Below are 25581 nucleotides of genomic sequence, written 5' to 3'. Positions count from 1 at the left end.
GGCCGCAGCCCGTCGGGGCATTCTCGATGACGTGCCGGGGCCGGACAAGAAACGATTTGAACTATGCTTATCGCCGCCTTGCGGGTTGCCGCGCCGCGCGCTCCGTTCTTTGCGGCGGAGAACCGCATTCACATGCATTGGAGATTCATTCAGGATTCCCATCATGTCGATTGCGACCGGATGCCGAATCGGGCAATCGTCGATTTGAACATCGCAATGGCGACGTGGATGGATTCGCATGAGGATCGCTGGACGAATCCGGGCGGAAAGACGGAGGCCGGTAATCGGGGAAATGCGATGCGGGCCGGTCAATTTTGCCGGAAAGTCAGGCCGGATAAGGAGAAGCGAGCCGCTGTCGATCGATCCGGCATGCTGATAAATCGAATGGAAACGGTTCGGCGGCCGGCCGGAAAATCATGCGCCGCAACAGTGGCAATGCCTGTTCAGATATGTGAACCATGCGAAATACCGCGAGAAAAATGAAGGCAAATGAGCGATATGGCATTCATCGTTGCAGCATGAAATCCATAAATGCACTCCGACGCCAAATCATTTGAATTCGCCTGAAAAATTGTCTATACCCTAGACGAATCAGCGTGGTTGCATCGTGCGGGAAGACCGCACCATGGATGCGGGCATGCAACGGTCGAAGTCATCGTTGCGCGCCGCGTGTTGTCGCGATCGAGAGTATTCCGGGGGATGCGAACGACCCAGTGCCAGGGTCGCCCGCAGGCATCGCAATGGGCGAAGGTCCTGCGCAACCGCCGGAGCAAGGGTGCGTCTTTGCGTTCAACGGTCGGTCACCGACCCGTTACACGGAGGTTGCCATGCTGCAATACGTCAAGTCCCTGCTGCGTGACGAACGCGGCGTCAGCTCGCTCGAATACGCAGTGCTGGCCGGCATCGTCGTGGTCGCGCTGGCGGCGGTCGGCGTGATCCTCAGCAGCAACACCGGCGGCTTGCCGAGCATATTCACGACGCTGATCAACAAGGTGACGAGCCTGATCTGATCCGCTGAACCCGCGCGCCACCGACGAACACCGGAATCCGCAGCGGTAGAACGTATCCGCGGCCGGTGCGTGTCGACGGACGGCTCTCCCATGCTCACGCTCGTGCAGTCGGTGGCCACGGTCTTGCTGGCTTCGCTCGCCGCGCAGGATCTGCGCGACCGGCGGCTGTCCAATCGCGTGGTGCTCGCGTTCGCGGCGCTGTATTTCGTCGCGGCGGCGCTCACGCACGACGGCTTCGCGCCGCTGGCCGGGCATGTCGCGATCGGCGCGGCGATGCTGCTGCTGTTCGGCGCAATGCGTCACGCGGGCTGGATCGGCGGCGGCGACGTCAAGCTGGCGGCGGCGGTATGCCTGTGGGCCGGCCCGGCGCTGGTGTTTCCGGTGCTGGCGAGTGTCGGCGCGGGCGGTGCCCTGTGCGGCGTCGCGTTGCTGGTATCGCGGTCGCGGCGCGCCACGCCGGTGCACGCGATCGACGCGCGCGGCGTGCCGTACGGCGTGGCGCTTGCGCTCGGCGGCACGCTGGCCGTCTGGGCGTCGTTTCCACACACGGTTTCGCTTACCTAGCCCGGGGGACGCACGCCGCCATGCCCAAACCGCTGAGAATGGCCGTGCTCGTCGTTGCCGCCGGCATCGGTGCGTTCATCCTGCGCGAACTATACGTCGCCGCATCGACGCCGTCGGTGCCCGCCGAAACGGATCAGGCGCGCGTGCGGGTCGCCGCCGCCGACCTGCCGGAAGGGCTGCTGCTGCGCGACAACGATCTCGCGTGGAAGCGCATGCCGCGCGCGCAGGTGCCGGCCGGCGCGTTCGTCGAGTCGCAGCCGGGCGCGGACCTGAAGGGCGCGCTGCTGCGCAACCACGTGGGCGCGGGCGCGCCGATTCGCGTCGAGAACGTGATTCCGGCCGGCGCGCCGGATTTTCTCGCGGCCGCGCTGCAACCCGGCATGCGCGCGATCTCGGTGCCGGTCGACGACGTGTCGGGCAACGCGGGGCTGATCCAGCCGGGCGACTTCGTCGACGTGTTGCTGACGCAGCAGATCGGCGGCTCGGCGACGTCGCCGGGCACGTTCGAAGCGGAGACGGTGGTGCGGCGCGCGCGCGTGCTCGCGGTCGGTTCCGAATTCCAGCGCGCGAAGGCGCCCGCGAGTGCGCCGGACGCGACGGCGCGTGCGCGCACGGTCACGCTCGAGGTCGCGCCGCGCACCGCGCAGGTCGTGCTGGTGGCGACCCGCCTCGGCTCGCTGTCGCTCGCGCTGCGCAGCTTCGCGACGAGCGACCGGCGGCAGCCGGCGGGCGGCGACGAGCAGGAGGTCGATACCCAGCCGGTGTGGGCCGGCGACGTGTCGCGCGCGGCGCGCGAGACCGCACGCGAGCCGTCCGCCGGGCCGGATGCGGGCGCGCGGCCGGCGTGGCGGAACAACGCGGTCGTGATCTATCGCGGTTCGTCGGTCGACGACGGATCGCACGGCGGCGGAACCGGCATGCCGGGCCTGCCGCCGCTGCCGTCCGGGCTGCCGTCGTGGCCGGCGATGCCCGCGGCACCGGGCGGTGCCAATGTCGCGGCGCAGGCGGGTGCGCCGCCGCCGGGAGCGACGGTGCAGTGACGGATTGACGATTCGGGCCGTCCGTCCGGCGGCCGGCATTTGACGGGAACACGCATGGTGCGCATGGTTCGTTGGATCGCTTTCCTGGGCCTGGCCTGCGGCATCGCGTCCGGGGGCGCCGCCGCGCAGGTCGCGCGGGCGCCGGACGCGGGCGCGGCGCTGTCGATCGCGACCGGCAAGGGAGAACTGCTGTCGCTGCCCGAGCCCGCAACCGCGATGTTCGTCGCCGATCCGGCCATCGCGGACATCCAGGTGCCGTCGCCGCGTACCGTATTCGTGTTCGGCAAGAAGGCGGGCACGACCACGCTGATCGCGCTCGGCGCGAACCATCGTCCGATCCTGCGCAAGACGGTGATCGTGCAGGTCGACACGGCATCGCTGCAGGGCGTGCTCGACAGCCGCTTCCCGCAACTGAAGCTGTCGGTATCCGGTGCGCCGGGCTCGCTGATGGTGTCGGGCAAGGTGCCGAGCGCGGCCGACGCCGACGCCGTGATGCAGTCGCTCACGCCGTACCTGCACGACAAGGAAAAGATCGTCAACCGGCTCACGCTGTCGCGCCCGATCCAGGTGAACCTGCGCGTGCGGGTGACGGAGGTGAGCCGCAACATCACGCAGCAGCTCGGCATCAACTGGAGCTCGCTGGGCGGGGCCGGCAACTTCGTCGGCGGGCTGTTCAACGGGCGCACGCTGTTCGATCCGACGACCAGCCTGTTCAACCTGTCGCCGACGGGCGCGTTCTCGGTGCTCGGCGGGTTCCGCGCGGGGCGCTGGTCGATCGACGTGGTGCTCGACGCACTCGATCAGGAGGGCCTGATCACGATGCTCGCCGAACCGAATCTCACCGCGATGTCCGGCGAGACCGCGAGCTTCCTCGCGGGCGGCGAGATTCCGATCCCGGTCGCGCAGGCCGGCTCGTCGACCGGCGCGATCACGGTCGAGTTCAAGCCGTTCGGCGTGTCGCTCGATTTCACGCCGACCGTGCTCGCCGACAACCGGATCAGCCTGAAGGTGCGGCCGGAAGTGAGCGAGGTCGATGCGAACAACAGCGTGACGACCGGCGGCGTCAAGGTGCCGGGGCTCACGGTGCGGCGCGTCGAGACGACCGTCGAGCTGTCGAGCGGGCAGAGCTTCGCGATCGGCGGGCTCCTGCAGAGCCAGACGGCCGACACCGTGTCGCAGATCCCGGGGCTCGGCCGGCTGCCGATCATCGGCCGGCTGTTTTCGTCGAAGAACTTCCAGGACAACAAGACCGAGGTGGTCGTCATCGTCACGCCGTACATCGTGCAGCCGGCCGGCCCCGGCCAGCTCGAGCAGGCGATCGACACGGTCGCGCGGCCGAGCAGCGACCTGGAGTTCGCGGTGCAGCGCAACCTGGGGCTCGACCTGCTGTCGGGCGATACGCCGCGCCTCGTCGGCGCCGCGGGCTTCGTGTACTGAACCGGAGGCGCGCCCATGCGAACCCGATCGATCGTTGCCGCACTGCTGCCGCTGGGGCTCGCGGGCTGCCTGTCGGCGCCGCCGCCGGTCAACCTGCCCGATGCGCGGACGATCGGCTTCGACGGCGCGCGCGCGGTGCCGCCCGATTGCGCGACGCTGATGCAGCCGTCGCATCTCGTCGACGCGGGGTACGCGCGGCCCGGTGTGCCGTTCGGCTGCGCGACCTACTCGAACCTCGCGGCGATGCTCGCGCGGCCGGAGGATCTCGTCGCGCCCGTGCCGTACGGCGGCGCGGACGCGCAGGCCGCGGCCGACGCGGTGCGCCGCTACGTCGAGGACCGCGTGAAGCAGCCGACGCCCGGCAAGACGCTGACGACCGGCTCGCCCGGCCATTGAACCGACCCGGATGCCATCACGATGCCGCCCATGAACCTCCTCGATCGCCAGCACACCCGGCGCACCGCGTCCGCGGGGGCGGCCGATCTCGTCGCGGTCGTCGCCGATCCGGGCAGCGAGGACGTGATACGCCGCGTCGCGCAGGAGCTGTCGATCACGCGCCCCCATCTGCAGGCGGGCACCTGCGACGATGCGATCCGGCTGCTGCAGCAGTACGAGCGTTCGCCGCGCCAGCTCGTCATCGACGTGTCGGATTCGGTGCTGCCGGTGTCGGACCTGATGCGGCTCGCCGACGTGTGCGACCCGTCGGTGCGCGTCATCGCGATCGGTACGCAGAACGACGTCGGGCTGTTTCGCAACCTGCTCGGCATCGGCGTGCAGGACTACATCGTCAAGCCGCTGACCGTCGAGTTGATGCGGCGCGCGCTGACGGCCACGGAATCGGTCGTCCAGGCGCGTACCGGCAAGGTCGTCAGCTTCGTCGGCGCCCGCGGCGGCGTCGGCGCGACCACGATCACGGTGAGCCTCGCGCGCTTCCTGGCGGGCGAGAAGCGCCGCCGCGTGGCCTATGTCGACCTGAACCTGCACGGCGGCGGCGCGAACTCGATGTTCGGGCTGTCCAGCAACAACGGGCTGATCGAACTGCTGAACATGGGGCAGCGCCCCGACGACGCATTGTTCGAGCGCATGTTCGTCACGAAGGGCGACCGGCTGCACGTGCTGTCCGCCGAGCTGGCGTATGGCGCCGACACCCCGGTGGGCGACGAGGCCGTCGCGCGCCTGGTCGACATGCTGAAGGACCGCTTCCACTACGTGCTGTTCGACGTCGGGAGCGGCGCCGGCAAGCTGCTCGAGGACGCGCTCGTCGCGTCCGATCTCGTCCATGTCGTGGTCGACCGCTCGGTGCATGCCGCATACGAGGCCGCGCGGCTCGTGCGCTTCGTGCGGGAACTGCCCGGCGAGCGGCTGCTGTCGATGGTGCTGAACAACCCGCTCGCGCCCGTCGCGGGCCGGGTCGAGCCGGTCGATTTCGAGGAGGCGTTCGGCGGCGCGCCGCTGCACGAACTGCCGCACGAGCCGCAGACGCTCGCCGTCGCCGAGAACCTCGGCGAGCCGATCGAAGGCGCGAAGCGGCACGGCTTCGTGGATCAGATCCGGCAGCTCGCGAACGGCATCACCGGCGAGCCGATGGCCGTCGCCGAGCCGTGGTATGCGCGGCTCGTCAAGTGGAGGAAGGGATCGTGACGTTCGGTACCCGCAACCGGCCGCCGGCGAACCCCGTGCCGGCCGCGACGCCCGCCGTGGCGCACGAGCCGGCTCCGGCGGAAGCACCTGCGCCCGCTTCGGCATCGGCCCGTGCCCCCGTGGCGGCCGATACCCACGAGGCGCTGATCCGGTCGAGCAAGTTCGATGCGATCCGCCACGCGGTGTTCACGTCGATGAACATGTCGGCGGCGCTGATGAAGACGCGCGACGAGGTGCGCGCGGGCATCGAGCAGGTGGCCGCGCACACGGTCGAGCGCGAGCGCCTGAAGATCACGGCCGGCGAGCAGGTGCTGATCGTCGATGCGATCCTGAACGACATGTTCGGCGTCGGGCCGATCGAGCCGCTGCTGGCCGACGACACGGTCACCGACATCCTCGTCAACGGGCCCGACCAGGTGTACGTGGAGCGCGCGGGTCGGCTCGAGCTCACGTCGCTGAAGTTCCGCGACGACGCGCACGTGGCGAGCGTCGCGCAGCGGATCGCGGCGGCGGTGGGGCGGCGCGTCGACGAGAGCAGCCCGATGGTCGATGCGCGGCTCGCCGACGGCAGCCGCGTGAACGTCGTGCTGCCGCCGATCGCGATGCGCGGGCCATCGATCTCGATCCGCAAGTTCGCGAAGCGCGACATCACGCTCGCGCGGATGGCGCAGCAGGGCAACATCTCGCATCCGATGCTGCAGGTGTTGAAGGTCGCGTGCGCGTGCCGGCTGAACATCGTGATCTCGGGCGGCACCGGCTCGGGCAAGACGACGCTGCTCAACGCGCTGTCGCAGCATATCGAGCAGCACGAACGGATCGTGACGATCGAGGATGCCGCCGAGCTGCAGTTGCTGCAGCCGCACGTCGTGAGCCTCGAGACGCGCCCGGAAAATACCGAGGGGCTCGGCGGGATCTCGCAGCGCGATCTCGTGCGCAACGCGCTGCGGATGCGGCCCGACCGCATCATCCTCGGCGAGATTCGCGGCCCCGAGGCGTTCGACGTGCTCCAGGCGATGAACACGGGGCACGACGGCTCGATGACGACGATTCACGCGAATTCACCGCGCGACGCGATCAGCCGGCTCGAGAGCATGGTCATGATGGCGAACGCGAACCTGCAGCTGCTGTCGATCCGCCGCCAGATCGCGAGCGCCGTGCACCTGTTCGTGCAGATCGAGCGGATGCGCGACGGGGTGCGGCGCGTGACGCGGATCACCGAGATCGTCGGGATGGAAGGCGAGGTGGTCATCACGCAGGACCTGTTCGTGTTCCGCCAGGAAGGCGACACGACGCGCGATGCGGTGAAGGGCGTGTTCGAGGCATCGCCGTTGCGGCCGGGATTCGCGGCGCGCGCCGCGTATTACGGCGTCGAGGATGCGCTCGCCGAGGTCTTCCGGCAATGAGGGCCGCCGACCTGTTCGCGGCGGGCGGGTTCGTGACGATCCTCGCGATCGGGCTCGTGCTGTCGTCGCTGTTCGATCGCGCGAGCCATCACCCGGCGCAGCGCATCCGCGCACGGATGCGCAAGCTGTCGCCGTCGCTCGCCGGGCACGCCGGGCACGCGTCCGCCGCGCCCGGCGTCGCGCTGTTCAACCTCGAGCGCCGGCAAGGGCGCCTGCGCGCATGGCTGCAACGCCGCGTGACGCGGGTGCGCGCGGTAGGCGGCAAGGGCGGGGTGAGGATCGTCGTCGCGAGCACGATCGCCGGTGCGATCGCGGCGATCGTCGCGGTGAAGCTGATCGGGCCGCCGGACTTCCTGCGTCCGCTGATCTATGTCGGGTTGCCGCTGGTCGCGATGCGCGCCAGCTACCGTGCGCTGGTCGACCGGTTTCGGGTGCGCTTTCTCGAAGCGTTCCCGGACGCGATCGACGTGATCGTGCGGGCCGTGCGCGCGGGCATTCCGGTCACGCAGGCGATCGGCATGGTCGGCGACGGCGCGGCCGAACCGGTGCGCGCGACGTTCCGTTCGATGGGCGACAGCCTGCGCGTCGGCGCGGATCTCAAGGACGTGCTGACGCAGGCGGCGGACCGGCTGATGATCGCGGACTTCTCGTTCTTCACCGTCTACCTGCTGCTGCAGCGCGAGACCGGCGGCAGCCTCGGCGAAACGCTCGACGAGCTGTCGAGCATCATCCGCACGCGCCGCGACATCCGCCTGAAGACCCGCGCGCTGACCGCCGAGGGGCGCATCACGACGAACATCATTTCGGCGGTGCCGTTCGTGATGATCGGCGCGCTGTTCCTCGTGAACCGCGACTACGTGATGCTGCTGTTCTCGACGCACGCGGGGAACACGATGCTGACGATCGCGGCCGGGTTGCTGACGGTCGGCCTGCTGGTGATCCGCAAGATCTCGAAACTGGATACCGCGCGATGACGATGTCGATACTGGCCGCCCGCGGCTTCGAATTGCTGCTGTTGCTCGCCTGTGTCGCGGCGGCGCTCGGCAGACCCGGCGGCGGCACCCGCCAGCGGATCGCCGCGCGCGTGCGGCAGGCTGCCGGGCAGCACCCGCCGGCACCCGTGACGGGGTGGCTGCAGCCGGGCGGCGTTCGCCAGGACCTGACGCGCCGGCTCGCGCAGCTGGGCGAACGGCTGCCGGTGCTCGATCCGATGCAGCGCGTGAAGCTCGGCCTGCAACTGACGCGCGCGGGGTTTCGCGAGCGCCGCGCGGTGTCGTCGATGATCGGGATCAAGCTGAGCTGCGGCGTGCTGTTCGCATGCGGCGCGATCGTGTTCAGCCCGCTGATTCCGCGCTTCGGCGAATACTTCGTGATCCGGGCGCTGGCGATGGTCGCCGCGTTCGTGGTCGGCGTGATCGTGCCGGAATACGTGCTCGGCGCGATGATCCGGCGGCGGCGGCGGCTCATCGCCGCGTGCTTTCCGGACGCGCTCGACCTGCTGGTGATCTGCACGATGGCCGGCAACAGCCTCGCATCGGGCATCCGGCGCGTCGCGCACGAACTGTCGCGCATCTGCCCGCCGCTCGCCGACGAGCTGACGGTGTGCGCGGACGAGCTCACGCTGAGCGGCGACGTGTCCGCGACGCTCGCGCATTTCGCGACGCGCGTCGATTTCACGTCGGCGCGTTCGCTCGCGACGACGCTCACGCAGTCGCAGCGCTTCGGCACGCCGATCACGCAGGCACTGCGCACCCTGTCGCGCACCGAGCGCACCGAGCAGATCGTCGCGCTCGAGGAACGGGCCGCGAAGCTGGCGCCGAAGATCACGTTGCCGATGATGCTGTTCATCCTGCCGACGGTGTGCCTGATCGCGGCGGGCCCGGCGGCGATTCGCCTGCTCGAGGTATTCAGATGACACGATCCGTCGTACGTGCGTTCGCGCTCGCGGCCGTGCTGCCGGTGCTGGCCGGCGGCTGCGCGCCGGGCATCCAGACGCGGCCGGTGCTGTCGCACAAGAGCGACGACCCGCAGGCCGAGCTGCGCATCGCGGACAGCGCGCTCGCCGGCGGCAACGTCGATCTCGCATCGACGCTGTACGAGAAGGTGCTCGCGAAGCATCCCGAATCGCTCGCGGCGCGCCTGGGGCTCGGCGACGTCAACTATCGCGCGGGCGACCTGGAGCGCGCGCGGATCCTCTACGACGAGGCGCAGCGGCAGGCGCCCGCGGAGCTCGGCCCGCGGCTTGGGCTCGCGCGCGTCGCGTTGCGGCAGCGGCGTCTCGACGAAGCCGCGCAGCGCTATCGCGACCTGCTGGCCGCGCAGCCGAACCATCCGCTCGCGGCGGAAGGGCTCGGCACCGTGCTCGACCTGCAGGGGCGTCATGCGGATGCGCAGGTCGTGTATCGCGACGCGCTGCGCGTGCACCCGGACGCGCAGGGGCTGCGCGTCGATCTCGGGTTGTCGCTCGTGCTGAGCAACCGGCCGCGCGAAGGCGTGAACGTGCTGCTCGACGTCGCCGGGCTGCCGTCCGCGCCGTGGCAGGCGCGCCAGAACCTCGCGTTCGCGTACGGCGTGCTCGGCAATACCGATTCGGCGAAGAAGCTGCTGTCCGCGGATTTGCCCGCGTCGGCGGTGGCCGACAACCTGCGCTTCTACCAGGCGGTGCGCGCGCGGCTCGCGTCGCGCGGGGGCGGTGGCAGTGCCGGCGGTGCCGGTGCGGCGCCGCCGATGTCCGGCGCGGCGCTGGAGCCGGGCGTCGCGCCGCCGGGTGCGGGGGCCGCAAAATGACACGCGGGGCGACCGGCGCCCGCCGCGCGCGCGGCGTCGTGTCTCTCGAATTCGTGCTGATGCTGCCGTTCCTGCTGATGGTGCTGATCGGCATCATCGACACGAGCCTGATCCTGTGCGACAAGGCCGTCATCACGAACGCGAGCCGCGAGGCCGCGCGGGCCGGCGTCGTGCTGCGCGTGCCGATGCTGACCACGACGCAGATCGCGGGCATCGCGCAGAACGCGATGCAGAACAGCCTGATCACCGGGGGCACCGCGACCACCCCGGCGGTGACCGTGACGCAGGCGAACGGCACGACGTCGGGCACCGCGCTGACGGTGACCGTGACCTACACGTATACGGGGCTCGTGCTGGGTTCCGCGTTCAGCGCGCTCACCGGCCCGGTGACGGTCTCGGCGACTTCGGTGATGCTCTATGAATGACGTGTGCGCGACGCAACCCGCCGGCCCCGCGCGGCAGCGCGGTTCGGTCGCGTTGTTCTTCCTGATGTTCCTGATTCCGCTGCTGTCGTTCGGCGCGCTGGCGATCGACATCGCGTGGGTGGTCACGGTGAACAACCAGTTGCAGAACGCGGCCGATGCGGCCGCGCTCGCGGGGGCCGATGCGATGATGTCGCCGAGCGGCGGCGCGGTGAACTGGTCGCAGGCCGCGCCGGCGGCGAACGGCGTGATCGCGCGGAACTCGGCGGCCGGTGCGACGCTGTCGACCGGCACGGTGACCACCGGATACTGGAACGTGACGCGCAATCCCGCGTCGATGCAGCCGACGACCATCACGCCCGGCACCTACGACGTGCCGGCGGTGCAGGTCACCGTGTCGCGCGCGCCCGGCGTGAACGGCGGCTCGATTCCGCTGCTGCTCGGCGGGCTGCTCGGGATTCCCGGCGCCTCCGGCAGTGCGACCGCGGTGGCGGTGCTGGCGGCGCCGGGCGGGGTGGCGGCCGGCGCGCTGTTTCCGGTTGCGATCGACCAGTGCGTGTACAACCTGTACTGGAACGCCGCGACCAACCAGCCACTGATCAATCCGCTGACCGGCCAGCCGTACGAGTTCTCGATCACGAACGGCCAGGTCTACGGCCTGCTCTGCATGGGCGGGCAGTGGACCTCGTTCCAGTCGACCGCGACCGACACGACGACGATGGGCAACCTGATGGCGACCGGCAACCCGACGGCGCTCAACATCGGCGACAGCATCAATCTCGCGACCGGCGTGAAGGCGACGCTCTATACGTCGGTGCCGGTCGGCACGACGGTGGTGCTGCCGGTCGTCACGCAGACCGCGACCAGCACCACCGTACCGATCGTCGCGTTCGCGCCGTTCCATATCGACGTGTCGCTCGGCGGCACGTACAAGTACATCCAGGGCCACTTCGTCGCCGGCGTGAAGATGACGGGCGTCGGAACCGGCGTCGGGCCGTACTACGGCGTCTACGTGCCGCCGCGGCTCGCGTTGTGAGCACGCGGGCCGGCGCGGCGCAGCAGCACGAGGAGCGCGAACAGCGTCACGGCCGGGCCGATCTGCGGCCATTGCAGCCACGGGTTCAGGTATTCGACGATCGGCAGCAGCCACATGAGCGCGATCGCGGCCTGCTCGCCGCGCAGCCAGCCGTCCTGCCAGCCGGTCGCCAGCATGCACGCGATCGCGATGCCGAGCCACGCGAGTTCGTAGTGCCACACGTACGGGTTCGCCGCGAGCGTCGCGACCGCCAGCACGGCGGCACGCAGGCGGAGGTCGCACGAACGGGTCCACACGATGCAGGCGGCTGCGATCGCCAGCGCCGCGATGCACGCCTGCGCGGCATACGCGAGCCCGGGCGTCAGGCCCGCGAGCCGGAAGGCGGCGAACGGCGCCGGCGACGCGAGCCAGAACACGACACCTTGCTCGAGGAGGAGCGACCGCGCGAGCGCGGTGCCGGCGACGAACCGATGGAGCGACTCGACGCCGCAGACGAGGACGCTCAATGCGGCGAACGCGGCGGTGGCGAGCGCGGCCCACGCGATCGTGCGCCATGCGCGCGTGGCGATCAGCACGAACGGGAACAGCAGCGCCAGTTGCGGCTTGGCCGACAGCAGGCCGATGCAGAGGCCGGCCCACATCGGCCGGCGGTCCGCCCAGCAGACGGCCAGCGCCGCGCACGACGCGGTCAGGAACGCGTTTTGCCCGAACATCCCGGTGACGAACACGCACGGGGCGGCGATCAGCGCGAACCCGCCGACGCGCCCTGCGCCGGGGATCGCGCCGAGGCCCGATACGCGCGATGCGGCTAAACCGAACACGGCGACACCGAACGCGACGAACAGCGGATAGCCGATCGCAAAAGGCAGCAGCGCGAGCGGCGTCACGAGCAGCAGGTTGGTGGGCGGGTACAGCCACGCGACGAGGTCGTCGCGGCGGAACTGCGGGAACAGCTCGGCGGCCAGCCGCGAGAAGGTCGGCACATCGTACGCTTGCCACGGCGAGCCGTGCAGCATCACGTACGACGCCGTCCAGAACACCGCGTAGTCGGGGCCCGGGCGCGACAAGGCGGTGGCCGGCGCATGACGGACGACGGATATCCAGATCGCGACGAACAGCGCGTAGCACGCGAGCGCGACCGCGCTGTACGCAACGACGCGCCGCGGTGTCAGCCATGCGCGGACGGGATGGTCCGCCGATCGCATCGTTTGCCGGGCGAGATCCATGCGGCGTGTACGCGGTTACTTGACGGAGACTTTTCGCGCACCGTGGCCGGCGGCAGTCGCGGGGAGCGGCGTCCGGCGGCGGGCCGCGTGCGTGCGCTTGAGCGGGAACTGCAGCAGCTTCGACGCAGGATGCGCGGCGGCGTCCCGCTGCGCGCGGTAACGGCGGCGCACGAGATAGACGGGGCGCTGCTTCGACTCGTGATAGATGCGGCCGAGGTATTCGCCGATCACGCCGATGCCGATCAGCTGGATGCCGCCGACGAACAGCATCACGGAGATGAGGGATGCGTAGCCGTGCACGGGGTTGCCGAACAGCAGCGTGCGCATGACGATGAAGGCGCCGTAGATGAACGAGAGGGCGGCGAACGCGAGGCCGATGTAGGTCCATACGCGCAGCGGCACGGTGCTGAAGCTGGTGATGCCTTCGAGCGCGAAGTTCCAGCGCCGCCATCCGGAGAATTTCGAGCGGCCGCCGCTGCGTGGGGCACGCGTGTATTCGATGATCTCGGTGCGATAGCCGACCCACGCGAACAGGCCTTTCATGAAACGCCGCCGCTCGGGCAGCGCACGCAGCGCGTCGACGACCTGGCGATCCATCAGCCGGAAATCGCCGACGTTCTCGGGCATTTCGACTTCGGAGAGGCGGTTGTGCACGCGGTAGTAGAGCGCGGCGGCCACGCGCTGCATCAGCGGATCGCACATGCGGTCGGTGCGCTTCGCGGCGACGACCTCGGCGCCGGCGAGCCAGCGTTCGACCATCGCGGGGATCAGAGCGGGCGGGTCCTGCAGGTCGGCATCGATCAGGATCACGGCGGTGCCGGCGGCTTCGTCGATGCCGGCGGTGAGCGCGGCTTCCTTGCCGAAGCGCCGGGTGAGATCGACGATGCGCACGCGCGGGTCGCCGGCGGCGATGTCGATGAGCCTGTCCAGCGTGTCGTCGCGGCTGCCGTCGTTCACGCAAACGATTTCGAAGCGCGTGGTGTCGATCGATTCGAGGATGGGAAGGGCAGTCGCAAAGAATGCGTCGATTGTTTCCGCCTCGTCGTGGAACGGTACGACGAGCGATACCAGCGGCCTTCTGGCGTGCGCGGACATACGTCCCCCGAGAGATCCGGCTCGTGCTGCGCCGTATGGATCAGGTCGTCGTCCGCTGCAGGCCGGACGACAGGCGTTCTGATCATTGTAGGCAGGAATCGGGGATTCGTAACACGAATTGATGTGGGTGTGGAGGGGGGCGGGCGTCAGCCTGACTTGCCGGACGTCGACGGCGCCCGAGCGCGACCCGGGGCGCGATTGCCGAGCGCAGCAGTCGGCACGGGCAGGGTGCCGGCGTGGTGCGCGGCTATCGGCTCACGGGGCGCGAACGAGCGCGGCGCGCGTACCGCGACTGGCAAACCGTCCGCGCCGCAGCAGCATGAGCAGCGCGATCGACGTCACGAGCGGCCCGATCTGCGGCAGATGCATCCACGGATTCAGAAACTCGTAAAGCGGCAGCGCCCACAGGATGGCCACGAAACCTTGCTCGCCGCGCAGCCAGCCGTCCTGCGAGCCGATGGCGATCATGCACGCGATCGGGACGCACAGCCAGGACAGTTCGTAGTGCCAGACATAGGGATTCGCGGCGAGCGTCGCGATGAACAATGTCGCGACGCGCAGCCGCGCATCCTGGTGGCGATGCCAGACGAAGCACGCGGCCGCGATCGCAACCGCGGCGATGCCGGCCTGCCCAACATAGGCGAGCGCCGGCGACAGGCCGGCGAGACGAAACGCCGCGAACGGCGTCGGCGACGCAAACCAGAACGGAACGCCATGCTCGATGATCAGCGAACGCAGCGCGCCCGCGTTCTGCATGAAGAGATGGAGCGATTCGATGCCGCCCGTCGCGATGCCCAGCGCGGTGAAGGCAGTCGCAAAGGCCGCGGCCCACGCGAATGCGCGCCACGCACGCGCTGCGATCAGCACGAACGGGAACAGCAACGCGAGTTGCGGCTTGACCGACAGGAGTCCGATAAAGAAGCCGGCCAGCATCGGCCGTCGATCGACGAAATGCACGGCGAGCGCGGCGCACGTCGCAGTCAGCATCGCGTTCTGTCCGTACGTCGCGGTGACGAGCACGCCCGGACATGCGAGCAGCGCGAGCCAGCCGACACGTTTCGCGCCGGGCGTCGCCGCGAGCCCCGACACGCGCCAGGTCGACACGCCCAGCAGCACGATGCCGAGCGCGATGAACAGCGGATAGCCGATCGCATAGGGCAGCAGCGAGAACGGTGCCACCACGAGCAGATATGAAGGCGGGTACAGCCACGGCAGGAACGCATGGCCGGCCGTGATCGGGAACAGGTCGGCGAGCGCCCGCGAAAACGCGGGGACATCGTAGACCTGCCACGGCGAGCCATGGCGCATCAGATGGGACGCGGACCAGAACACCGTGAACCCCGAGCCGGGGCGGAACAGGCCCGGGTCGGTCGAGTGGAAGCCGACCCGGACCATGATCGACACGAACAGCACGCCGATCGCGAGCATGACCGCGCTGTAAAGCGCGATGCGTCCGGGCGTCAGCCAGACGCGGACAGGGCGTTCGTCAGCTTGAAACGATGAGCTGGAAATATCCATGCTGCGCTACTTGACCGACAGGTTGCGTGCTGCTGCCGCGGTCACGGCGGCCGTCTGCCGTCGTCGGGCAGGGGCGACGCGCCGAACCGGAAACGGCAGCAGTTTCGAGGCGTCCGGCTGCGCGACGTGCCGCGCCGGATGTTGGCCCACCAGGGCGGCGGCGCGGTAACGGCGCCGGACGAGATAGACGGGGCGCTGCTTCGACTCGTGATAGATGCGGCCAAGGTATTCGCCGATGACGCCGATGCCGATCAACTGGATGCCGCCGACGAACAGCATCACGGAGATGAGGGACGCGTAGCCGTGCACGGGGTTGCCGAACAGCAACGTGCGCATGACGATGAAGGCGCCGTAGATGAACGAGAGGGCGGCGAATGCGAGGCCGATGTAGGTCCATACGCGCAGCGGCACGGTGCTGAAGCTCGTGATGCCTTCGAGCGCGAAGTTCCAGCGCCGCCATCCGGAGAATTTCGAGCGGCCGCCGCTGCGTGGGGCACGCGTGTATTCGATGATCTCGGTGCGATAGCCGACCCACGCGAACAGGCCTTTCATGAAACGCCGCCGCTCGGGCAGCGCACGCAGCGCGTCGACGACCTGGCGGTCCATCAGCCGGAAATCGCCGACGTTCTCGGGCATCTCGACTTCGGAGAGGCGGTTGTGGACGCGGTAGTAGAGCGCGGCGGCCACGCGCTGCATCAGCGGATCGCACATGCGGTCGGTGCGTTTCGCGGCGACGACCTCGGCGCCGGCGAGCCAGCGTTCGACCATCGCGGGGATCAGAGCGGGCGGATCCTGCAGGTCGGCATCGATCAGGATCACGGCGGTGCCGGCGGCTTCGTCGATGCCGGCGGTGAGCGCGGCTTCCTTGCCGAAGCGTCGGGTGAGATCGACGATGCGCACGCGCGGGTCGCCGGCTGCGATGTCGATGAGCCTGTCCAGCGTGTCGTCGCGGCTGCCGTCGTTCACGCAAACGATTTCGAAGCGCGTGGTGTCGATCGATTCGAGGATGGGAAGGGCAGTCGCAAAGAATGCGTCGATCGCTTCCGCCTCGTCATGGAAGGGTACGACGAGCGATACCAACGGCTTTCGGGTGTGCCTGGACATATGTCCCCCCGTGAGATCAGGTCTGCGCCGCATTGTCTGGTCCTGATGTCGCCGAACTCCCGGAAACAGCTCCGGATCGGCGCAGTTTTGTGTGTTCTCTGTTTGTAATGTCCTGATTCGTTTGCCGTGAACGGCGGCGGCAAGCGGTCGGATCATTGTACGCACGAGTGACGCGGCCGTGACAACGTGCGCGGGTTTGCTCGGGGGAGGGATTTCAGCGATATGGCAGCGCGCTTCGGCGCCATCGGGAACCGCAACCGCCGCAGATGCAATGGTCGGCATGTCGATTCGAAAACGACGGTGACGGTGACGGGCATGCAAGTCCGGGATCTGACAGGCGCGCCGCTGGACTACTGGGTCGCGGTCGCGCAGGGCCATGACGCCCCGCGCGCCGATGCGTCCGGGTGTACGTCGATTCGCGCGGCGGGCGCGGCGCCGGCTCCGTTCGCGCCGTCGACATCGTGGACGGACGGCGGCCCGATCGTCGAGCGGCTGCCGTTCGCCGCTTTCGAACGCGAGGGCGGCCGTGGCGCGTGGCGGGCCGTGCCGGCCGCGGGCGAGCGCTGCACGTCCAACCAGTCGGGGCCGATGCTGCTGGTCGCCGCCATGCGCACGCTCGTCGCCTCCACGTTCGGCGACGACGTGCCGGACCTCGACATGCCGCGGCCGCGCTGAACGCTGAACGCCGCCACGCGCGTCATCGTTCAGGCGGACACGTTGCGGATCGCGATCGAGGCGACGTCGACGCGCCGCGGCAGGATCGCGTCGGCCGCCGCGCGGTCGGCGACACGCTGCAGCACGTCGATGTCGGCACCGCTGAGGCTGCGCTGCGCGAGCGCGGCCCGGCGCGCGATGTCGGTGGCCGCGTCGGGCGGCAGGCGCGTGAGCGACGCATAGACGGTCGCGTAGTCGGCGGGATGCGCGAGCGCCCACTGGCCCGCGCGGGCGAGCCGCGCCAGCACGTCCGCGAGCGCCGCGCGCTTCGCGCGATCGTCGAGCGTTTCGACCGGCGACGTGAGGAACGCCAGCCCGGAATTGATGCCGCTGCCGTCACGGACGACGCGCGCGCCGCGTCGTACCGCATGCCCGTAGTACGGGTCGAACGTCGCCCAGATGCCGATCCGCTTCGCCTCGAACGCGGCGAACGCGTCGACGGGCAGCACGAAGCGCACGTCGACGTCACGCGGCGCGAGGCCGTGTTCGCGCAGCGCCCCGTACAGCTGGTACTGCGAAATGCTGCCGCGCGCGGACGACACGACGACGGTCTGTCCTTTCAGGTCGGCGACGGTGCGGACCGGCGAATCGGGCTGCACGATGATGCCGAGCGATGTCGCCGAGCCGACGCGCGTCGCGACGATCCGCAATGACGGATCGCCGAGCGCGGCCGTCAGCACGGGCAGGTCGCCGGCCGGCGCGAGATCGATCGCCCCCGCGCGCTGCGCCTCGAACAGCGGCGCGGCACCCTGGAAGTTGGCCCAGCGGAACCGGTAAGGCGTGCCGTCGAGCACGCGCGCGGCTTCGGCGAGCGCGCGCAGGCCGCCGGCCTGGTCGCCGAGCACGAGCGTGACGCCCGACGGGTCGGCGCCCGCCGCATGGGCGGGCAGTGCGACGCCGCCGGCGAGCGGCGCGGCGGCGAGGGCGACAAGACGCTGCAGCACGCGGCGGCGCGCCGGGGCGGAGGTTGAGTTCATCGGCGGAGTGTCCTCGGTTACCCGCGCGCAGGTGGCGCGGTTGCCGGGCAGGTTACGGAATCGGTTTCCAGCCGACAAACATCGAATCGTGCAATGCATATTCGCGCCGCGGCGGCCGCCATCGCCGCCGTCGCCGCACGCGGGCGTTTCATCCAGCATCTTGCGCGGCCGACGGAACCGTCCGCAGGAACGCGCGCACCGCCGGCGCCTTTTCGAAGCGCCGGTGCGCGAGCGCGAGTTCCGACGTGATCGGCTTGCCGGCGATCGGCCGGTACACGACACCCGGCAGCGACACGCAGCCGGCGAGCGCATCGGGAATCACCGCGACCCAGCCGTTCACGGACACGCACGCGAGCACCGCGAGCAAGCCGCCCGGGCGGGCGGCGACCAGCGGCGCGAAGCGGCCGCGGCGCGCGACTTCGAGCGTGCCGCGCTCCTGTTCGGGCACCGCGAAGCGCGCGTGGGCGAGGTCGGCCGCGCGAACGGCGGCCATCGACGCGTAGCGCGACCCGGCCGGCACGGCCGCGACGAACACGTCGCGTTGCAGCGTGACGATCCGCAGGCCGCCGGGCAGCGGCAGCGGCGGGCGGACGTACGCGAGGTCGAGGCGGCCGGTGTCGAGCTGGTTCGCGACGTCGTCCATCGGCACTTCGCGCAGGTTCAGTTCGATGCGCGGATGCGCGTCGCGAAACGCGCCGACCGTGCGCTGCAGCGTGCCCGAATAGACGGCCGACGACACGTAGCCGATCTCGATCCGGCCGAGCTCGCCGCGCTCGGCCAGCGCCGCGAGTTCGCGGCCGCGCTGCAGGTGCTCGACCGCGGCGCGCGCTTCGCCGAGATAGGCCTCGCCGGCCGCGCTCAGCGTGACCGCGCGGCGCGACCGGTGAAAGAGACGCACGCCGAGCACGCGTTCGGCTTCCTGGATCTGCCGCGTGAGCGCGGGCGGCGCCATGTCGAGCGCCTCGGCCGCGCGGGCGAAGTGCAGGTGCTGCGCGACGCTCAGGAACGCGCGCACGTGACGGAATTCGAGCCGATCCATGATTGCAGTTTTCGTCAATAAAAAAGCGTCTGAGTGTCAATGACGGGCAATACCGGGCAAGCCTAGCATACGGTTCGTTCAACCTGTTCCGGAGTGTCCGATGTCCCAGTCTTCACCGGCGTCGCGCGCGGGCGCGGCTGCCGCCCCGCGCACGGGCGGCCGCATGCCCGCCGCCGCGACGCTCGCCGTTGCGTCCGCGACCTGCTCGCTGATCGTGCTCGACACGAACGTCGTCGCCGTGTCGCTACCGAGCATCGCGCGCAGCTTCCACGCGAGCTTCGCCGATATCGAATGGGTCGTGAGCGCGTACATGACCGCGTTCGCCGCCTGCCTGCTGCCGGCCGGCGGGCTCGCCGACCGCTTCGGGCGCAAGCGGATGCTCGGCGCGGGGCTCGCGCTGTTCTTTCTCGCGTCGCTCGGCTGCGGCGTCGCGCCGTCGGCCGGCTGGCTGATCGCCGCGCGTGCGGTGAAGGGCGGCGGCGCCGCGCTGTTGCTGACGGCCGCGCTCGCCGTGATCGCGAACCGTTTTCCGGAGGGGCGCGAGCGGGCGCGCGCGTGGGCGATCTGGGGCATGTGCATGGGGATCGCGACGGCCGTCGCGCCGCTCGTCGGCGGCGCGATCACGCAATGGATCGGGTGGCGCTGGGTGTTCCTGCTGAACCTGCCCGTCTGCATGCTGCTCGCGGCCGGCGCGCGCGTCGCGATCGACGAGTCGCGCGATCCGCACGCGAAGCGCGTGGATGCGGCCGGCAGCCTGTTGTTCGGCGCGGCGCTCGCGTGCGCGATCGCGGCCCTGATCGGCGCGCCGTCGCACGGCTGGCTGTCGGCCGCGACGCTCGGCCGGCTCGCGCTCGCCGCCGCGCTGTTCGCGGCGTTCGTCGGCGCGGAGCGCTGGCAGGCGCGGCCGATGATCGATCTCGCGCTGTTCCGCCAGCCGCGCTTCGTCGGCGCCGTGCTCGCGATGTTCGGTTATGCGGCGTGCGCGCAGGTGATGATGACGTTCCTGCCGCTGTACCTGCAGAACGCGTTCGGGATGTCGGCGATCGACGCGGGGCTCGGGATGCTGCCGTTCGCGTTCGCGATGATCGCCGGGCCGTCGCTCGGCGCGGCGCTGGCCGCGCGCCTGTCGTCCGGCGGCGTGCTGGCGGGCGGGCTCGCGCTGATCGGCGCGGGCAACCTCGCGACCGCGGCGCTGACGGCCGCCGGCGACTACCGGCTCGTCGCGATCGGCATGTTCGTGACGGGCTGCGGCGCGGGCATCATGAACGGCGACACGCAGAAGGCGATCATGGCGTGCGTGCCGTCGAATCGCACCGGCATGGCGTCGGGCATCAGCACGACGACGCGCTTCTCGGCGATCGTGACGGCCGTCGGCGTGCTCGGCGCGGTGCTGGCGGCGAGCACGCAGGCGCGGCTCGACCGGCTGCTGTCCGCCGCGCCCGGCCTGCGCGCGTTCGCCGATGCGCCGTTCATGTCGAGCCTGCTGGCCGGCGACCTGGCGCGGGCGCTCGAGCGTGTGCCGCCGTCGGCCGCCGGCGCGCTCGCGAAGGCGGCGCCCGTCGCGTTCGCGAGCGGGTTTGCCGACGCGCTGACGGTGAGCGGCGTGCTCGCGCTCGTCGTGGCCGTCGTCGCATGGAAGTTGCTTGCGCAACCGATGCGCGATGGTGCGTGAAAGTGTGTGACGTATGGAGCGGCGCGTTGTCGCGCCTGTCGGTCGCGCCGGTCAATGCGACTTCGTCGCGTGACGGTGGATGCGTGCCGCACGGGCGACGCGCGGCGGGTGCGATGCACGGCAACGCGTCGCGTGCCTGCGGCGCGTGCGTCGAACCGGTTCGGGCGTATCGGCTGTAGCGTCTGTATCGGGTGCATCGGCCGTATCGCCCGCAGCCGTCACGCTGTTCCCTGCGTCCGCAGCTGCGCCGGCGGGAACCGCGGCAACCGCCGGCAGCATCGCCTCGGCGTCGAGCCACGCGCGTGTCGCTTCCGCGATCAGCCCGCGCAGCCAGCGCACGCCGTCCACGCACGCGCCCGATTCGTTCCACGTCATCCGGTACACGATGTCCGGCGGCTCCGCCGGCAGCGCGACGGCGGCGAGCGGCAGCAGCTTCGCATAATGCCGCGCGAGCCGGTACGTGGTGGTCAGGAGCATGTCGGTGCGCACGAGCGCATGCGCGGCAAGTTCGAAGTGGGGCAGCGTGACGACGATCCGCCGCTGCAGGCCCACGCGTTCGAGCTGCCGGTCGATCGCGCCGGACGCCTCGAGCCACGACGGTGTCGGGCACAGCTGCGGCGCGTCGGCAAAATCGGCGGCCGTCATCGCGCCGTGCCGTGCGAGCGGATGCGTCGCGCGCATCAGGCATACAACGCGATCGTCGAACAGGTCGTCCTGCCGGAACCGCGACGAGCGCGCCGGGCGATTGTCGATCACGACGTCGAGTTCGCCGTCGGCCAGTGCGCGCTCGTCGTCGAAGCCGTCGCCGAGCGGATGGAACACGAGCTGCGCGTTCGGCGCGCGTTCGCGGAACAGCGCGACGAGCTTCGGCACGAACAGCACGTTCAGGTAGTCGGGGCAGCCGATCCGGTAGGTGCGCACCGACGTGCGCGCGTCGAACGTCGGCTGCTGGATGCGGATGAAGTCGATCACGCGCAGCGCGTTGCGCAGCGGTTCGATCAGCCGCGCGCCGAACTCGGTCGGCACCATCCCGTAGCGGCTGCGCACCAGCAACGGATCGCCGAGCAGCGTGCGCAGGCGCTTGAGCGCGGCGCTCGTCGCCGGCTGCGACATGTTCAGCCGCACGGCCGCGCGCGACACGGTGCGCTCGGTGAGCAGCACGAGCAGGATGCGCATCAGCCGCGCATCGAGCACGTCGAGCGCGCCCGCGGCGTCGGACGCGCCGCGGGGCAGTGCGTCCGGTTCTAGCGTGTCCCGCATGCCGATACGTCTCCCGGCGACACGATGCCCGAGCGCGACGCAGCAGCCGGCCGGCGGCGCGTCATTTCGCGAAGGTGCCCGGCCAGCCGACGATCCGCTTCGGGCGCGGCGGTGCATACGTGCGGACCTTCGACGTCTTCAGCTTCAGGCGCACCAGCGACTCGGCGAGCGCGACCGCGGCCGATACGCCGTCGACGACCGGCACGCCCGTGCATTCCTCGATCTGCCGGTCGAGGCCGGCCATCCCGCCGCAGCCGAGGCAGATCACTTCCGCGTGATCGTCCTTCACCGCGCGCTGCGCCTGGCCGACGATCGACTCGATCGCGCGCGCCGGGTTTTCCTCGAGTTCGAGCACCGCGAGGCCGCTTGCGCGCACCGACGCGCAGCGCGCGTCGAGCCCGGCGAGCTTCAGGCGATCCTCGATCAGCGGCACCGTGCGGTCGAGCGTCGTGACGACCGAGTAGCGATGGCCGAGCAGCATCGCGACGCTCGCGGCCGCTTCGGTGATGTCGACGACGGGCACCGTCAGCAGTTCCTGCAGGCCTTCGCGGCCGTGTTCGCCGTAGCCGGCCTGGATCACCGCGTCGTACGGCTCGTCGTAGCTCAGCACGCGATCCATCACGGCGATCGCCGCGAGATAGCTCTCGAAGTTGCCTTCGATCGACTCCGCGCCGAAGCGCGGCGTCAGACCGACGATCTCCGTGCCCGGCGATGCGGCGGCCTGCGCCTGCGCGGCGATCGCGTCGGTGATCGACTCGGTCGTGTTGACGTTGACTACCAGGATCCTCATTGCTGACTCCGTATGCGTGTGTTCAGTGTTGCGCGCAGGCGACCGCGATGGGTTCGCCCGAGCGCTCCTCGTATTGCCGTTTGCGATCGGCCAGCAGCCAGTACACGCTGCCCGCGATGGCCGCGCCGAGCAGCCACGAGAACGGCGTCATCGCGCTGAAGGCCGGCACGACGGCGAGCGTGATCGAGATCAGCGCGGACGGCAGGAGCGCCGCAAGTGCCTTGCGGTTCACGCCGCGCGTGTAGAAATAGGTGCCGGTCGGCGCTTCGGTATAGAGGTCGGGCACGTTCACGCGCTGCTTGCGCACGAGCCAGTAGTCGACCGTGATGATCCCGTACAGCGGGCCGAGCAGCGCGCCGAGGCCGGACAGGAAATAGACGATCACGATCGGGCTGTTGTACAGGTTCCACGGCAGGATCAGCACGGCGACCGTCGCGCTGATCAGGCCCGCGCGGCGGAACGACAGGCGATGCGGCGCAAGGCTCGTCAGCACGAAGGCCGGCGCGACGAAGTTCGCCATGATGTTCACGGCGACCGTGACGATCAGGAACGCGAGGCAGCCGAGCACGAGGAACAGCTTGTTCGGCACCGTCGCGATGATTTCCGTCGGGCTGTGGATGATGTGGCCGTTCAGCTTGAACTGCGCGCCCGCGAGCACGAAGCTGATCGTCGCGAACACGAGGATGTTGACCGGCAAGCCCCAGAAGTTGCCGACCCGCACCGTTTTCGCGCTCGGCGACGAGCGCGCGAAGTCGCAGAAGTTGAGCACCAGCGTGCCGTAGATCGCGAGCCACAGCGAGCCGCCCGCGAAGATCTCCGTCCACATCTTCAGGCCGGTCAGCGGCTTGCCGATCGACATCGCGAGATGGCCGCCCGTGCGGCTGAACATCCACGCGGCGAGCGACAGCGTCGTGACGAGGATCACCGGGCCGGCGAGCCCCTCGTACTTGCGAACCATTTCCATCCCGTACGTGAGGATGCCGATCTGCACGAGCCAGATCGCGACGAACGTGACCCAGCCGAGCGTCGACAGCCCGAAGATCGCGTCCTGGTCGAACGCGGCGAGGCCCGGCCAGATCGCGGTGAGCAGCACGCGCAGCACGACGGACGCGAGATAGGTCTGGATGCCGAACCATGCGATCGCGATCACCGCGCGGATCATCGCGGGCAGCAGCGCGCCGTAGATGCCGAAGCTCATCCGGCTGATCACCGGGAACGGCACGCCGGTCTTCTGGCCCATGTAGCCGGTGAGGTTCATGAAGCAGTACACGAGCGCCGCGCCGATCGCGAGCGACGCGAGCATCTGCCAGCCCGACAGGCCGAGCGCGAACAGCCCGATTGCGAACGAGTAGTTCGCGATGTTGTGCACGTCGTTGGTCCACAGCGCAAAGATGCTGTAGCGGCCCCACGTCCGCCCCTGGGCCTTGGTGGGCGCGAGGTCGGGGTTGTGCAGCCGCGGGCTCAGCGCGGGGTCGCGCGCGGCCGAATCGGTTCGATGCGATGCGTCGACCGCGCCGGGCACGATGCCCGGGCGGTGGGTGGCTTCCAGTTGCACGCCGTTGTCTCCTTCCATGTGCGGGGCGCGAAACCGGCAGCGCGTATACGCTGCGACGGCCCGGCCGCCGTGGACGTTATGTCTCGGATTTGTTGGCGAGTATGGGTGGCCGGCACGGTGATGGGAAATTAAATATTCGGCTGGGCGCCATTTGAAAAATGAATGGGAGGGATCGATGGCGAGGCACGGGGATTGCGCGTCGAAGGGTTCCATCCACCGACATCAGCGGAGGTGTCATGCAGCGATATTCCCTTCGTCACGTATCGCGAGCCGTCTTCGCCGGCATCCTGATCGCCGGCCTGGCGGCGGGTGCGGGTTGCCAGAAAAAGAGCGACACCGGTACCGGTGCGAGCTCGGACACCAGCGCCACGGGCGGCATGTCGCCGGCGCCGTCCACCGCGCCGTCGGGCACGCCGGGCGGCGCGGCAAGCATGCCGGGCGCGGCTTCCGCGCCGGCGGGCGCAAGCGGCGGCTGACCGGCATCAGGCGGGCGGCGCACGTGCACGTGCACGCGGCGTGCGCCGGTTCGTCACCCGTGCGCTGCCGTGCGGCATGCCCATGCCGCATGGGCGTCGCAGGACGCGCGTGCGCGGCGTACCTGCGCGTGAAAGATTTGCAAGGACCGTTGTAGCGATTCCCGGACCGGCGCCGGCATCACGCCGGCGCACGCCGTCCGGAACAGGAGGTGCGATGCAGAACGCGGAATCGAATCCAACCCCGCAACAGCAGCAGGAACAGATCGCGAAGAGTCCGGTGAAGACCCCGGCAGCCGGCGACATGCCCGACGCGGCGACCCAGGCCGCCGAGGTGGCGAAGCGGCCGCTGACGCCCGAGGCGGTCGCGGCGAAAACGCCGACCGGCCTGCCGCCGATCGACGTCGGCGCGCATGCGGTCGACAGCGGCGATCCCGTGCGTCGCGCGGCCGGCCGGATCGTCACGCTCGACAACGCGAACATGGCGATGACCGACAACACGGTCGACGTCGACGGCAAGGGCATGGAGGCGCGCACCGGCGCGTCGGAACTGCAGGACAACGTGATCTACTCGAACGCGTCGCTCGACGACGCGGTCGATACGCCCGACGAGGGGCTCGGCGGGATCGAGAGCCGGCCGGGCGGCAACATGCCGCAGATCGCGACGCGGCCGGGCTGGCGCGTGCGGCATGTCGGCGATGTCGACGTCGAGCACGGCGACGGTGCGCGCGCCGAGCACGTGATCTGCCTCGAGCGGATCGACTGATACCGCCGGATACGCGTACCCGGCGTGTGGCGGCCGGTGCACTCGCACCGGC

At 70.0% G+C, this 25581-nt stretch carries 26 protein-coding genes; 17 read left to right on the top strand and 9 right to left on the bottom strand.

Annotated features, from left to right (window positions below; all coding sequences use genetic code 11):
* Positions 1 to 63: 63 nt before the first annotated feature.
* From ACTJLD_RS05975 to ACTJLD_RS05915, 13 genes are all read left to right on the top strand, one after another.
* Positions 64 to 483, top strand: a complete 420-nt coding sequence (locus ACTJLD_RS05975; RefSeq protein WP_440658289.1) for a hypothetical protein — start codon at positions 64 to 66, stop codon at positions 481 to 483.
* A gap of 344 nt (positions 484 to 827) precedes the next feature.
* Positions 828 to 1010: a Flp family type IVb pilin gene (locus tag ACTJLD_RS05970; protein ID WP_027791205.1), complete on the top strand. Its 183-nt coding sequence runs from the start codon at positions 828 to 830 to the stop codon at positions 1008 to 1010.
* A gap of 90 nt (positions 1011 to 1100) precedes the next feature.
* On the top strand, positions 1101 to 1574 hold the full coding sequence (locus tag ACTJLD_RS05965) for an A24 family peptidase (RefSeq protein WP_124841013.1): 474 nt from the start codon (positions 1101 to 1103) through the stop codon (positions 1572 to 1574).
* Between the two features lie 20 nt (positions 1575 to 1594).
* On the top strand, positions 1595 to 2614 hold the full coding sequence (gene cpaB / locus ACTJLD_RS05960; protein ID WP_440658286.1) for a Flp pilus assembly protein CpaB: 1020 nt from the start codon (positions 1595 to 1597) through the stop codon (positions 2612 to 2614).
* Positions 2615 to 2668: 54 nt separating this feature from the next.
* Complete coding sequence (locus ACTJLD_RS05955; protein ID WP_021164088.1) at positions 2669 to 4051, top strand: type II and III secretion system protein family protein; 1383 nt, start codon at positions 2669 to 2671, stop codon at positions 4049 to 4051.
* A gap of 15 nt (positions 4052 to 4066) precedes the next feature.
* Positions 4067 to 4447: a CpaD family pilus assembly lipoprotein gene (locus ACTJLD_RS05950; RefSeq protein ID WP_021164087.1), complete on the top strand. Its 381-nt coding sequence runs from the start codon at positions 4067 to 4069 to the stop codon at positions 4445 to 4447.
* A gap of 21 nt (positions 4448 to 4468) precedes the next feature.
* On the top strand, positions 4469 to 5692 hold the full coding sequence (locus tag ACTJLD_RS05945; RefSeq protein ID WP_124531606.1) for an AAA family ATPase: 1224 nt from the start codon (positions 4469 to 4471) through the stop codon (positions 5690 to 5692).
* On the top strand, positions 5689 to 7095 hold the full coding sequence (locus ACTJLD_RS05940; RefSeq protein ID WP_124531604.1) for a CpaF family protein: 1407 nt from the start codon (positions 5689 to 5691) through the stop codon (positions 7093 to 7095). The genes ACTJLD_RS05945 and ACTJLD_RS05940 overlap by 4 nt, the downstream gene beginning before the upstream one ends.
* Positions 7092 to 8069, top strand: coding sequence for a type II secretion system F family protein (locus ACTJLD_RS05935; protein ID WP_124545668.1), 978 nt, complete (start codon positions 7092 to 7094; stop codon positions 8067 to 8069). Before ACTJLD_RS05940 ends, ACTJLD_RS05935 begins: the two co-directional genes overlap by 4 nt.
* Positions 8066 to 9010 (top strand): type II secretion system F family protein, encoded by a 945-nt coding sequence (locus ACTJLD_RS05930; protein WP_021164083.1) that lies wholly within the window; start codon positions 8066 to 8068, stop codon positions 9008 to 9010. The genes ACTJLD_RS05935 and ACTJLD_RS05930 overlap by 4 nt, the downstream gene beginning before the upstream one ends.
* Positions 9007 to 9882: a tetratricopeptide repeat protein gene (locus ACTJLD_RS05925; protein WP_060357611.1), complete on the top strand. Its 876-nt coding sequence runs from the start codon at positions 9007 to 9009 to the stop codon at positions 9880 to 9882. The genes ACTJLD_RS05930 and ACTJLD_RS05925 overlap by 4 nt, the downstream gene beginning before the upstream one ends.
* Positions 9879 to 10307: a TadE/TadG family type IV pilus assembly protein gene (locus ACTJLD_RS05920; protein WP_021162502.1), complete on the top strand. Its 429-nt coding sequence runs from the start codon at positions 9879 to 9881 to the stop codon at positions 10305 to 10307. The genes ACTJLD_RS05925 and ACTJLD_RS05920 overlap by 4 nt, the downstream gene beginning before the upstream one ends.
* Entirely contained in the window at positions 10300 to 11340 is a 1041-nt protein-coding gene (locus ACTJLD_RS05915; protein ID WP_333974154.1) for a TadG family pilus assembly protein, read from the top strand. The genes ACTJLD_RS05920 and ACTJLD_RS05915 overlap by 8 nt, the downstream gene beginning before the upstream one ends.
* Here the strand turns inward: ACTJLD_RS05915 and ACTJLD_RS05910 are convergent.
* The 4 genes from ACTJLD_RS05910 to ACTJLD_RS05895 form a co-directional block, all read right to left on the bottom strand.
* Positions 11313 to 12566: a glycosyltransferase family 87 protein gene (locus tag ACTJLD_RS05910; RefSeq protein WP_440658284.1), complete on the bottom strand. Its 1254-nt coding sequence runs from the start codon at positions 12564 to 12566 to the stop codon at positions 11313 to 11315. The genes ACTJLD_RS05915 and ACTJLD_RS05910 overlap by 28 nt on opposite strands.
* Positions 12567 to 12581: 15 nt before the next feature.
* Complete coding sequence (locus ACTJLD_RS05905; RefSeq protein WP_440658283.1) at positions 12582 to 13661, bottom strand: glycosyltransferase family 2 protein; 1080 nt, start codon at positions 13659 to 13661, stop codon at positions 12582 to 12584.
* Between the two features lie 255 nt (positions 13662 to 13916).
* Positions 13917 to 15179, bottom strand: a complete 1263-nt coding sequence (locus tag ACTJLD_RS05900) for a glycosyltransferase family 87 protein (RefSeq protein ID WP_134257558.1) — start codon at positions 15177 to 15179, stop codon at positions 13917 to 13919.
* Positions 15180 to 15185: 6 nt separating this feature from the next.
* On the bottom strand, positions 15186 to 16283 hold the full coding sequence (locus ACTJLD_RS05895; RefSeq protein WP_060373036.1) for a glycosyltransferase family 2 protein: 1098 nt from the start codon (positions 16281 to 16283) through the stop codon (positions 15186 to 15188).
* A gap of 315 nt (positions 16284 to 16598) precedes the next feature.
* On the opposite strand from ACTJLD_RS05895, the gene ACTJLD_RS05890 reads away from it, so the two are divergent.
* A complete protein-coding gene (locus tag ACTJLD_RS05890; protein ID WP_334035746.1) occupies positions 16599 to 16958 on the top strand; it encodes a phage protein NinX family protein in 360 nt (119 codons plus the stop codon).
* Positions 16959 to 16987: 29 nt separating this feature from the next.
* On the opposite strand, the gene ACTJLD_RS05885 is transcribed toward ACTJLD_RS05890, so the two are convergent.
* Positions 16988 to 17974, bottom strand: a complete 987-nt coding sequence (locus ACTJLD_RS05885; protein WP_440658281.1) for an ABC transporter substrate-binding protein — start codon at positions 17972 to 17974, stop codon at positions 16988 to 16990.
* A gap of 148 nt (positions 17975 to 18122) precedes the next feature.
* On the bottom strand, positions 18123 to 19013 hold the full coding sequence (locus ACTJLD_RS05880; RefSeq protein ID WP_060373038.1) for a LysR family transcriptional regulator: 891 nt from the start codon (positions 19011 to 19013) through the stop codon (positions 18123 to 18125).
* A 100-nt stretch (positions 19014 to 19113) separates the two neighbouring features.
* Between ACTJLD_RS05880 and ACTJLD_RS05875 the strand changes: the two genes are divergently transcribed.
* Positions 19114 to 20685 carry an MFS transporter gene (locus tag ACTJLD_RS05875; protein WP_440658280.1) on the top strand — a complete coding sequence of 524 codons (1572 nt, stop codon included), beginning with the start codon at positions 19114 to 19116 and terminating at the stop codon, positions 20683 to 20685.
* 51 nt (positions 20686 to 20736) lie between these two features.
* Here the strand turns inward: ACTJLD_RS05875 and ACTJLD_RS05870 are convergent, their stop codons facing one another.
* From ACTJLD_RS05870 to ACTJLD_RS05860, 3 genes are all read right to left on the bottom strand, one after another.
* Positions 20737 to 21945: a LysR family transcriptional regulator gene (locus tag ACTJLD_RS05870; RefSeq protein WP_440658279.1), complete on the bottom strand. Its 1209-nt coding sequence runs from the start codon at positions 21943 to 21945 to the stop codon at positions 20737 to 20739.
* 61 nt (positions 21946 to 22006) lie between these two features.
* Positions 22007 to 22735, bottom strand: coding sequence for an aspartate/glutamate racemase family protein (locus ACTJLD_RS05865; RefSeq protein WP_027791222.1), 729 nt, complete (start codon positions 22733 to 22735; stop codon positions 22007 to 22009).
* Between the two features lie 22 nt (positions 22736 to 22757).
* On the bottom strand, positions 22758 to 24308 hold the full coding sequence (locus ACTJLD_RS05860) for an NCS1 family nucleobase:cation symporter-1 (protein WP_440658278.1): 1551 nt from the start codon (positions 24306 to 24308) through the stop codon (positions 22758 to 22760).
* A gap of 218 nt (positions 24309 to 24526) precedes the next feature.
* On the opposite strand from ACTJLD_RS05860, the gene ACTJLD_RS05855 reads away from it, so the two are divergent.
* Complete coding sequence (locus ACTJLD_RS05855) at positions 24527 to 24766, top strand: hypothetical protein (RefSeq protein ID WP_060314592.1); 240 nt, start codon at positions 24527 to 24529, stop codon at positions 24764 to 24766.
* A gap of 214 nt (positions 24767 to 24980) precedes the next feature.
* Positions 24981 to 25529 carry a DUF3005 domain-containing protein gene (locus tag ACTJLD_RS05850; protein WP_060085040.1) on the top strand — a complete coding sequence of 183 codons (549 nt, stop codon included), beginning with the start codon at positions 24981 to 24983 and terminating at the stop codon, positions 25527 to 25529.
* Positions 25530 to 25581: the final 52 nt, after the last annotated feature.

This window comes from Burkholderia sp. 22088 (assembly GCF_052045915.1).
Classification (GTDB): domain Bacteria; phylum Pseudomonadota; class Gammaproteobacteria; order Burkholderiales; family Burkholderiaceae; genus Burkholderia; species Burkholderia cepacia.
The sequence above is the reverse complement of the archived record's forward strand: the minus strand, read 5'-3'. Positions and strand labels throughout refer to the sequence as shown.

What these genes read in the sequence shown, in the direction of transcription:
- ACTJLD_RS05975 (WP_440658289.1), top strand. Translation starts at nt 64, where the DNA reads ATGCTTATCGCCGCCTTGCGGGTTGCCGCGCCGCGCGCTCCGTTCTTT.
- ACTJLD_RS05970 (WP_027791205.1), top strand. Translation starts at nt 828, where the DNA reads ATGCTGCAATACGTCAAGTCCCTGCTGCGTGACGAACGCGGCGTCAGC.
- ACTJLD_RS05965 (WP_124841013.1), top strand. Translation starts at nt 1,101, where the DNA reads ATGCTCACGCTCGTGCAGTCGGTGGCCACGGTCTTGCTGGCTTCGCTC.
- cpaB (WP_440658286.1), top strand. Translation starts at nt 1,595, where the DNA reads ATGCCCAAACCGCTGAGAATGGCCGTGCTCGTCGTTGCCGCCGGCATC.
- ACTJLD_RS05955 (WP_021164088.1), top strand. Translation starts at nt 2,669, where the DNA reads ATGGTGCGCATGGTTCGTTGGATCGCTTTCCTGGGCCTGGCCTGCGGC.
- ACTJLD_RS05950 (WP_021164087.1), top strand. Translation starts at nt 4,067, where the DNA reads ATGCGAACCCGATCGATCGTTGCCGCACTGCTGCCGCTGGGGCTCGCG.
- ACTJLD_RS05945 (WP_124531606.1), top strand. Translation starts at nt 4,469, where the DNA reads ATGCCGCCCATGAACCTCCTCGATCGCCAGCACACCCGGCGCACCGCG.
- ACTJLD_RS05935 (WP_124545668.1), top strand. Translation starts at nt 7,092, where the DNA reads ATGAGGGCCGCCGACCTGTTCGCGGCGGGCGGGTTCGTGACGATCCTC.
- ACTJLD_RS05930 (WP_021164083.1), top strand. Translation starts at nt 8,066, where the DNA reads ATGACGATGTCGATACTGGCCGCCCGCGGCTTCGAATTGCTGCTGTTG.
- ACTJLD_RS05925 (WP_060357611.1), top strand. Translation starts at nt 9,007, where the DNA reads ATGACACGATCCGTCGTACGTGCGTTCGCGCTCGCGGCCGTGCTGCCG.
- ACTJLD_RS05920 (WP_021162502.1), top strand. Translation starts at nt 9,879, where the DNA reads ATGACACGCGGGGCGACCGGCGCCCGCCGCGCGCGCGGCGTCGTGTCT.
- ACTJLD_RS05915 (WP_333974154.1), top strand. Translation starts at nt 10,300, where the DNA reads ATGAATGACGTGTGCGCGACGCAACCCGCCGGCCCCGCGCGGCAGCGC.
- ACTJLD_RS05910 (WP_440658284.1), bottom strand. Translation starts at nt 12,566, where the DNA reads ATGGATCTCGCCCGGCAAACGATGCGATCGGCGGACCATCCCGTCCGC.
- ACTJLD_RS05905 (WP_440658283.1), bottom strand. Translation starts at nt 13,661, where the DNA reads ATGTCCGCGCACGCCAGAAGGCCGCTGGTATCGCTCGTCGTACCGTTC.
- ACTJLD_RS05900 (WP_134257558.1), bottom strand. Translation starts at nt 15,179, where the DNA reads ATGGATATTTCCAGCTCATCGTTTCAAGCTGACGAACGCCCTGTCCGC.
- ACTJLD_RS05895 (WP_060373036.1), bottom strand. Translation starts at nt 16,283, where the DNA reads ATGTCCAGGCACACCCGAAAGCCGTTGGTATCGCTCGTCGTACCCTTC.
- ACTJLD_RS05890 (WP_334035746.1), top strand. Translation starts at nt 16,599, where the DNA reads ATGCAAGTCCGGGATCTGACAGGCGCGCCGCTGGACTACTGGGTCGCG.
- ACTJLD_RS05885 (WP_440658281.1), bottom strand. Translation starts at nt 17,974, where the DNA reads ATGAACTCAACCTCCGCCCCGGCGCGCCGCCGCGTGCTGCAGCGTCTT.
- ACTJLD_RS05880 (WP_060373038.1), bottom strand. Translation starts at nt 19,013, where the DNA reads ATGGATCGGCTCGAATTCCGTCACGTGCGCGCGTTCCTGAGCGTCGCG.
- ACTJLD_RS05875 (WP_440658280.1), top strand. Translation starts at nt 19,114, where the DNA reads ATGTCCCAGTCTTCACCGGCGTCGCGCGCGGGCGCGGCTGCCGCCCCG.
- ACTJLD_RS05870 (WP_440658279.1), bottom strand. Translation starts at nt 21,945, where the DNA reads ATGCGGGACACGCTAGAACCGGACGCACTGCCCCGCGGCGCGTCCGAC.
- ACTJLD_RS05865 (WP_027791222.1), bottom strand. Translation starts at nt 22,735, where the DNA reads ATGAGGATCCTGGTAGTCAACGTCAACACGACCGAGTCGATCACCGAC.
- ACTJLD_RS05860 (WP_440658278.1), bottom strand. Translation starts at nt 24,308, where the DNA reads ATGGAAGGAGACAACGGCGTGCAACTGGAAGCCACCCACCGCCCGGGC.
- ACTJLD_RS05855 (WP_060314592.1), top strand. Translation starts at nt 24,527, where the DNA reads ATGCAGCGATATTCCCTTCGTCACGTATCGCGAGCCGTCTTCGCCGGC.
- ACTJLD_RS05850 (WP_060085040.1), top strand. Translation starts at nt 24,981, where the DNA reads ATGCAGAACGCGGAATCGAATCCAACCCCGCAACAGCAGCAGGAACAG.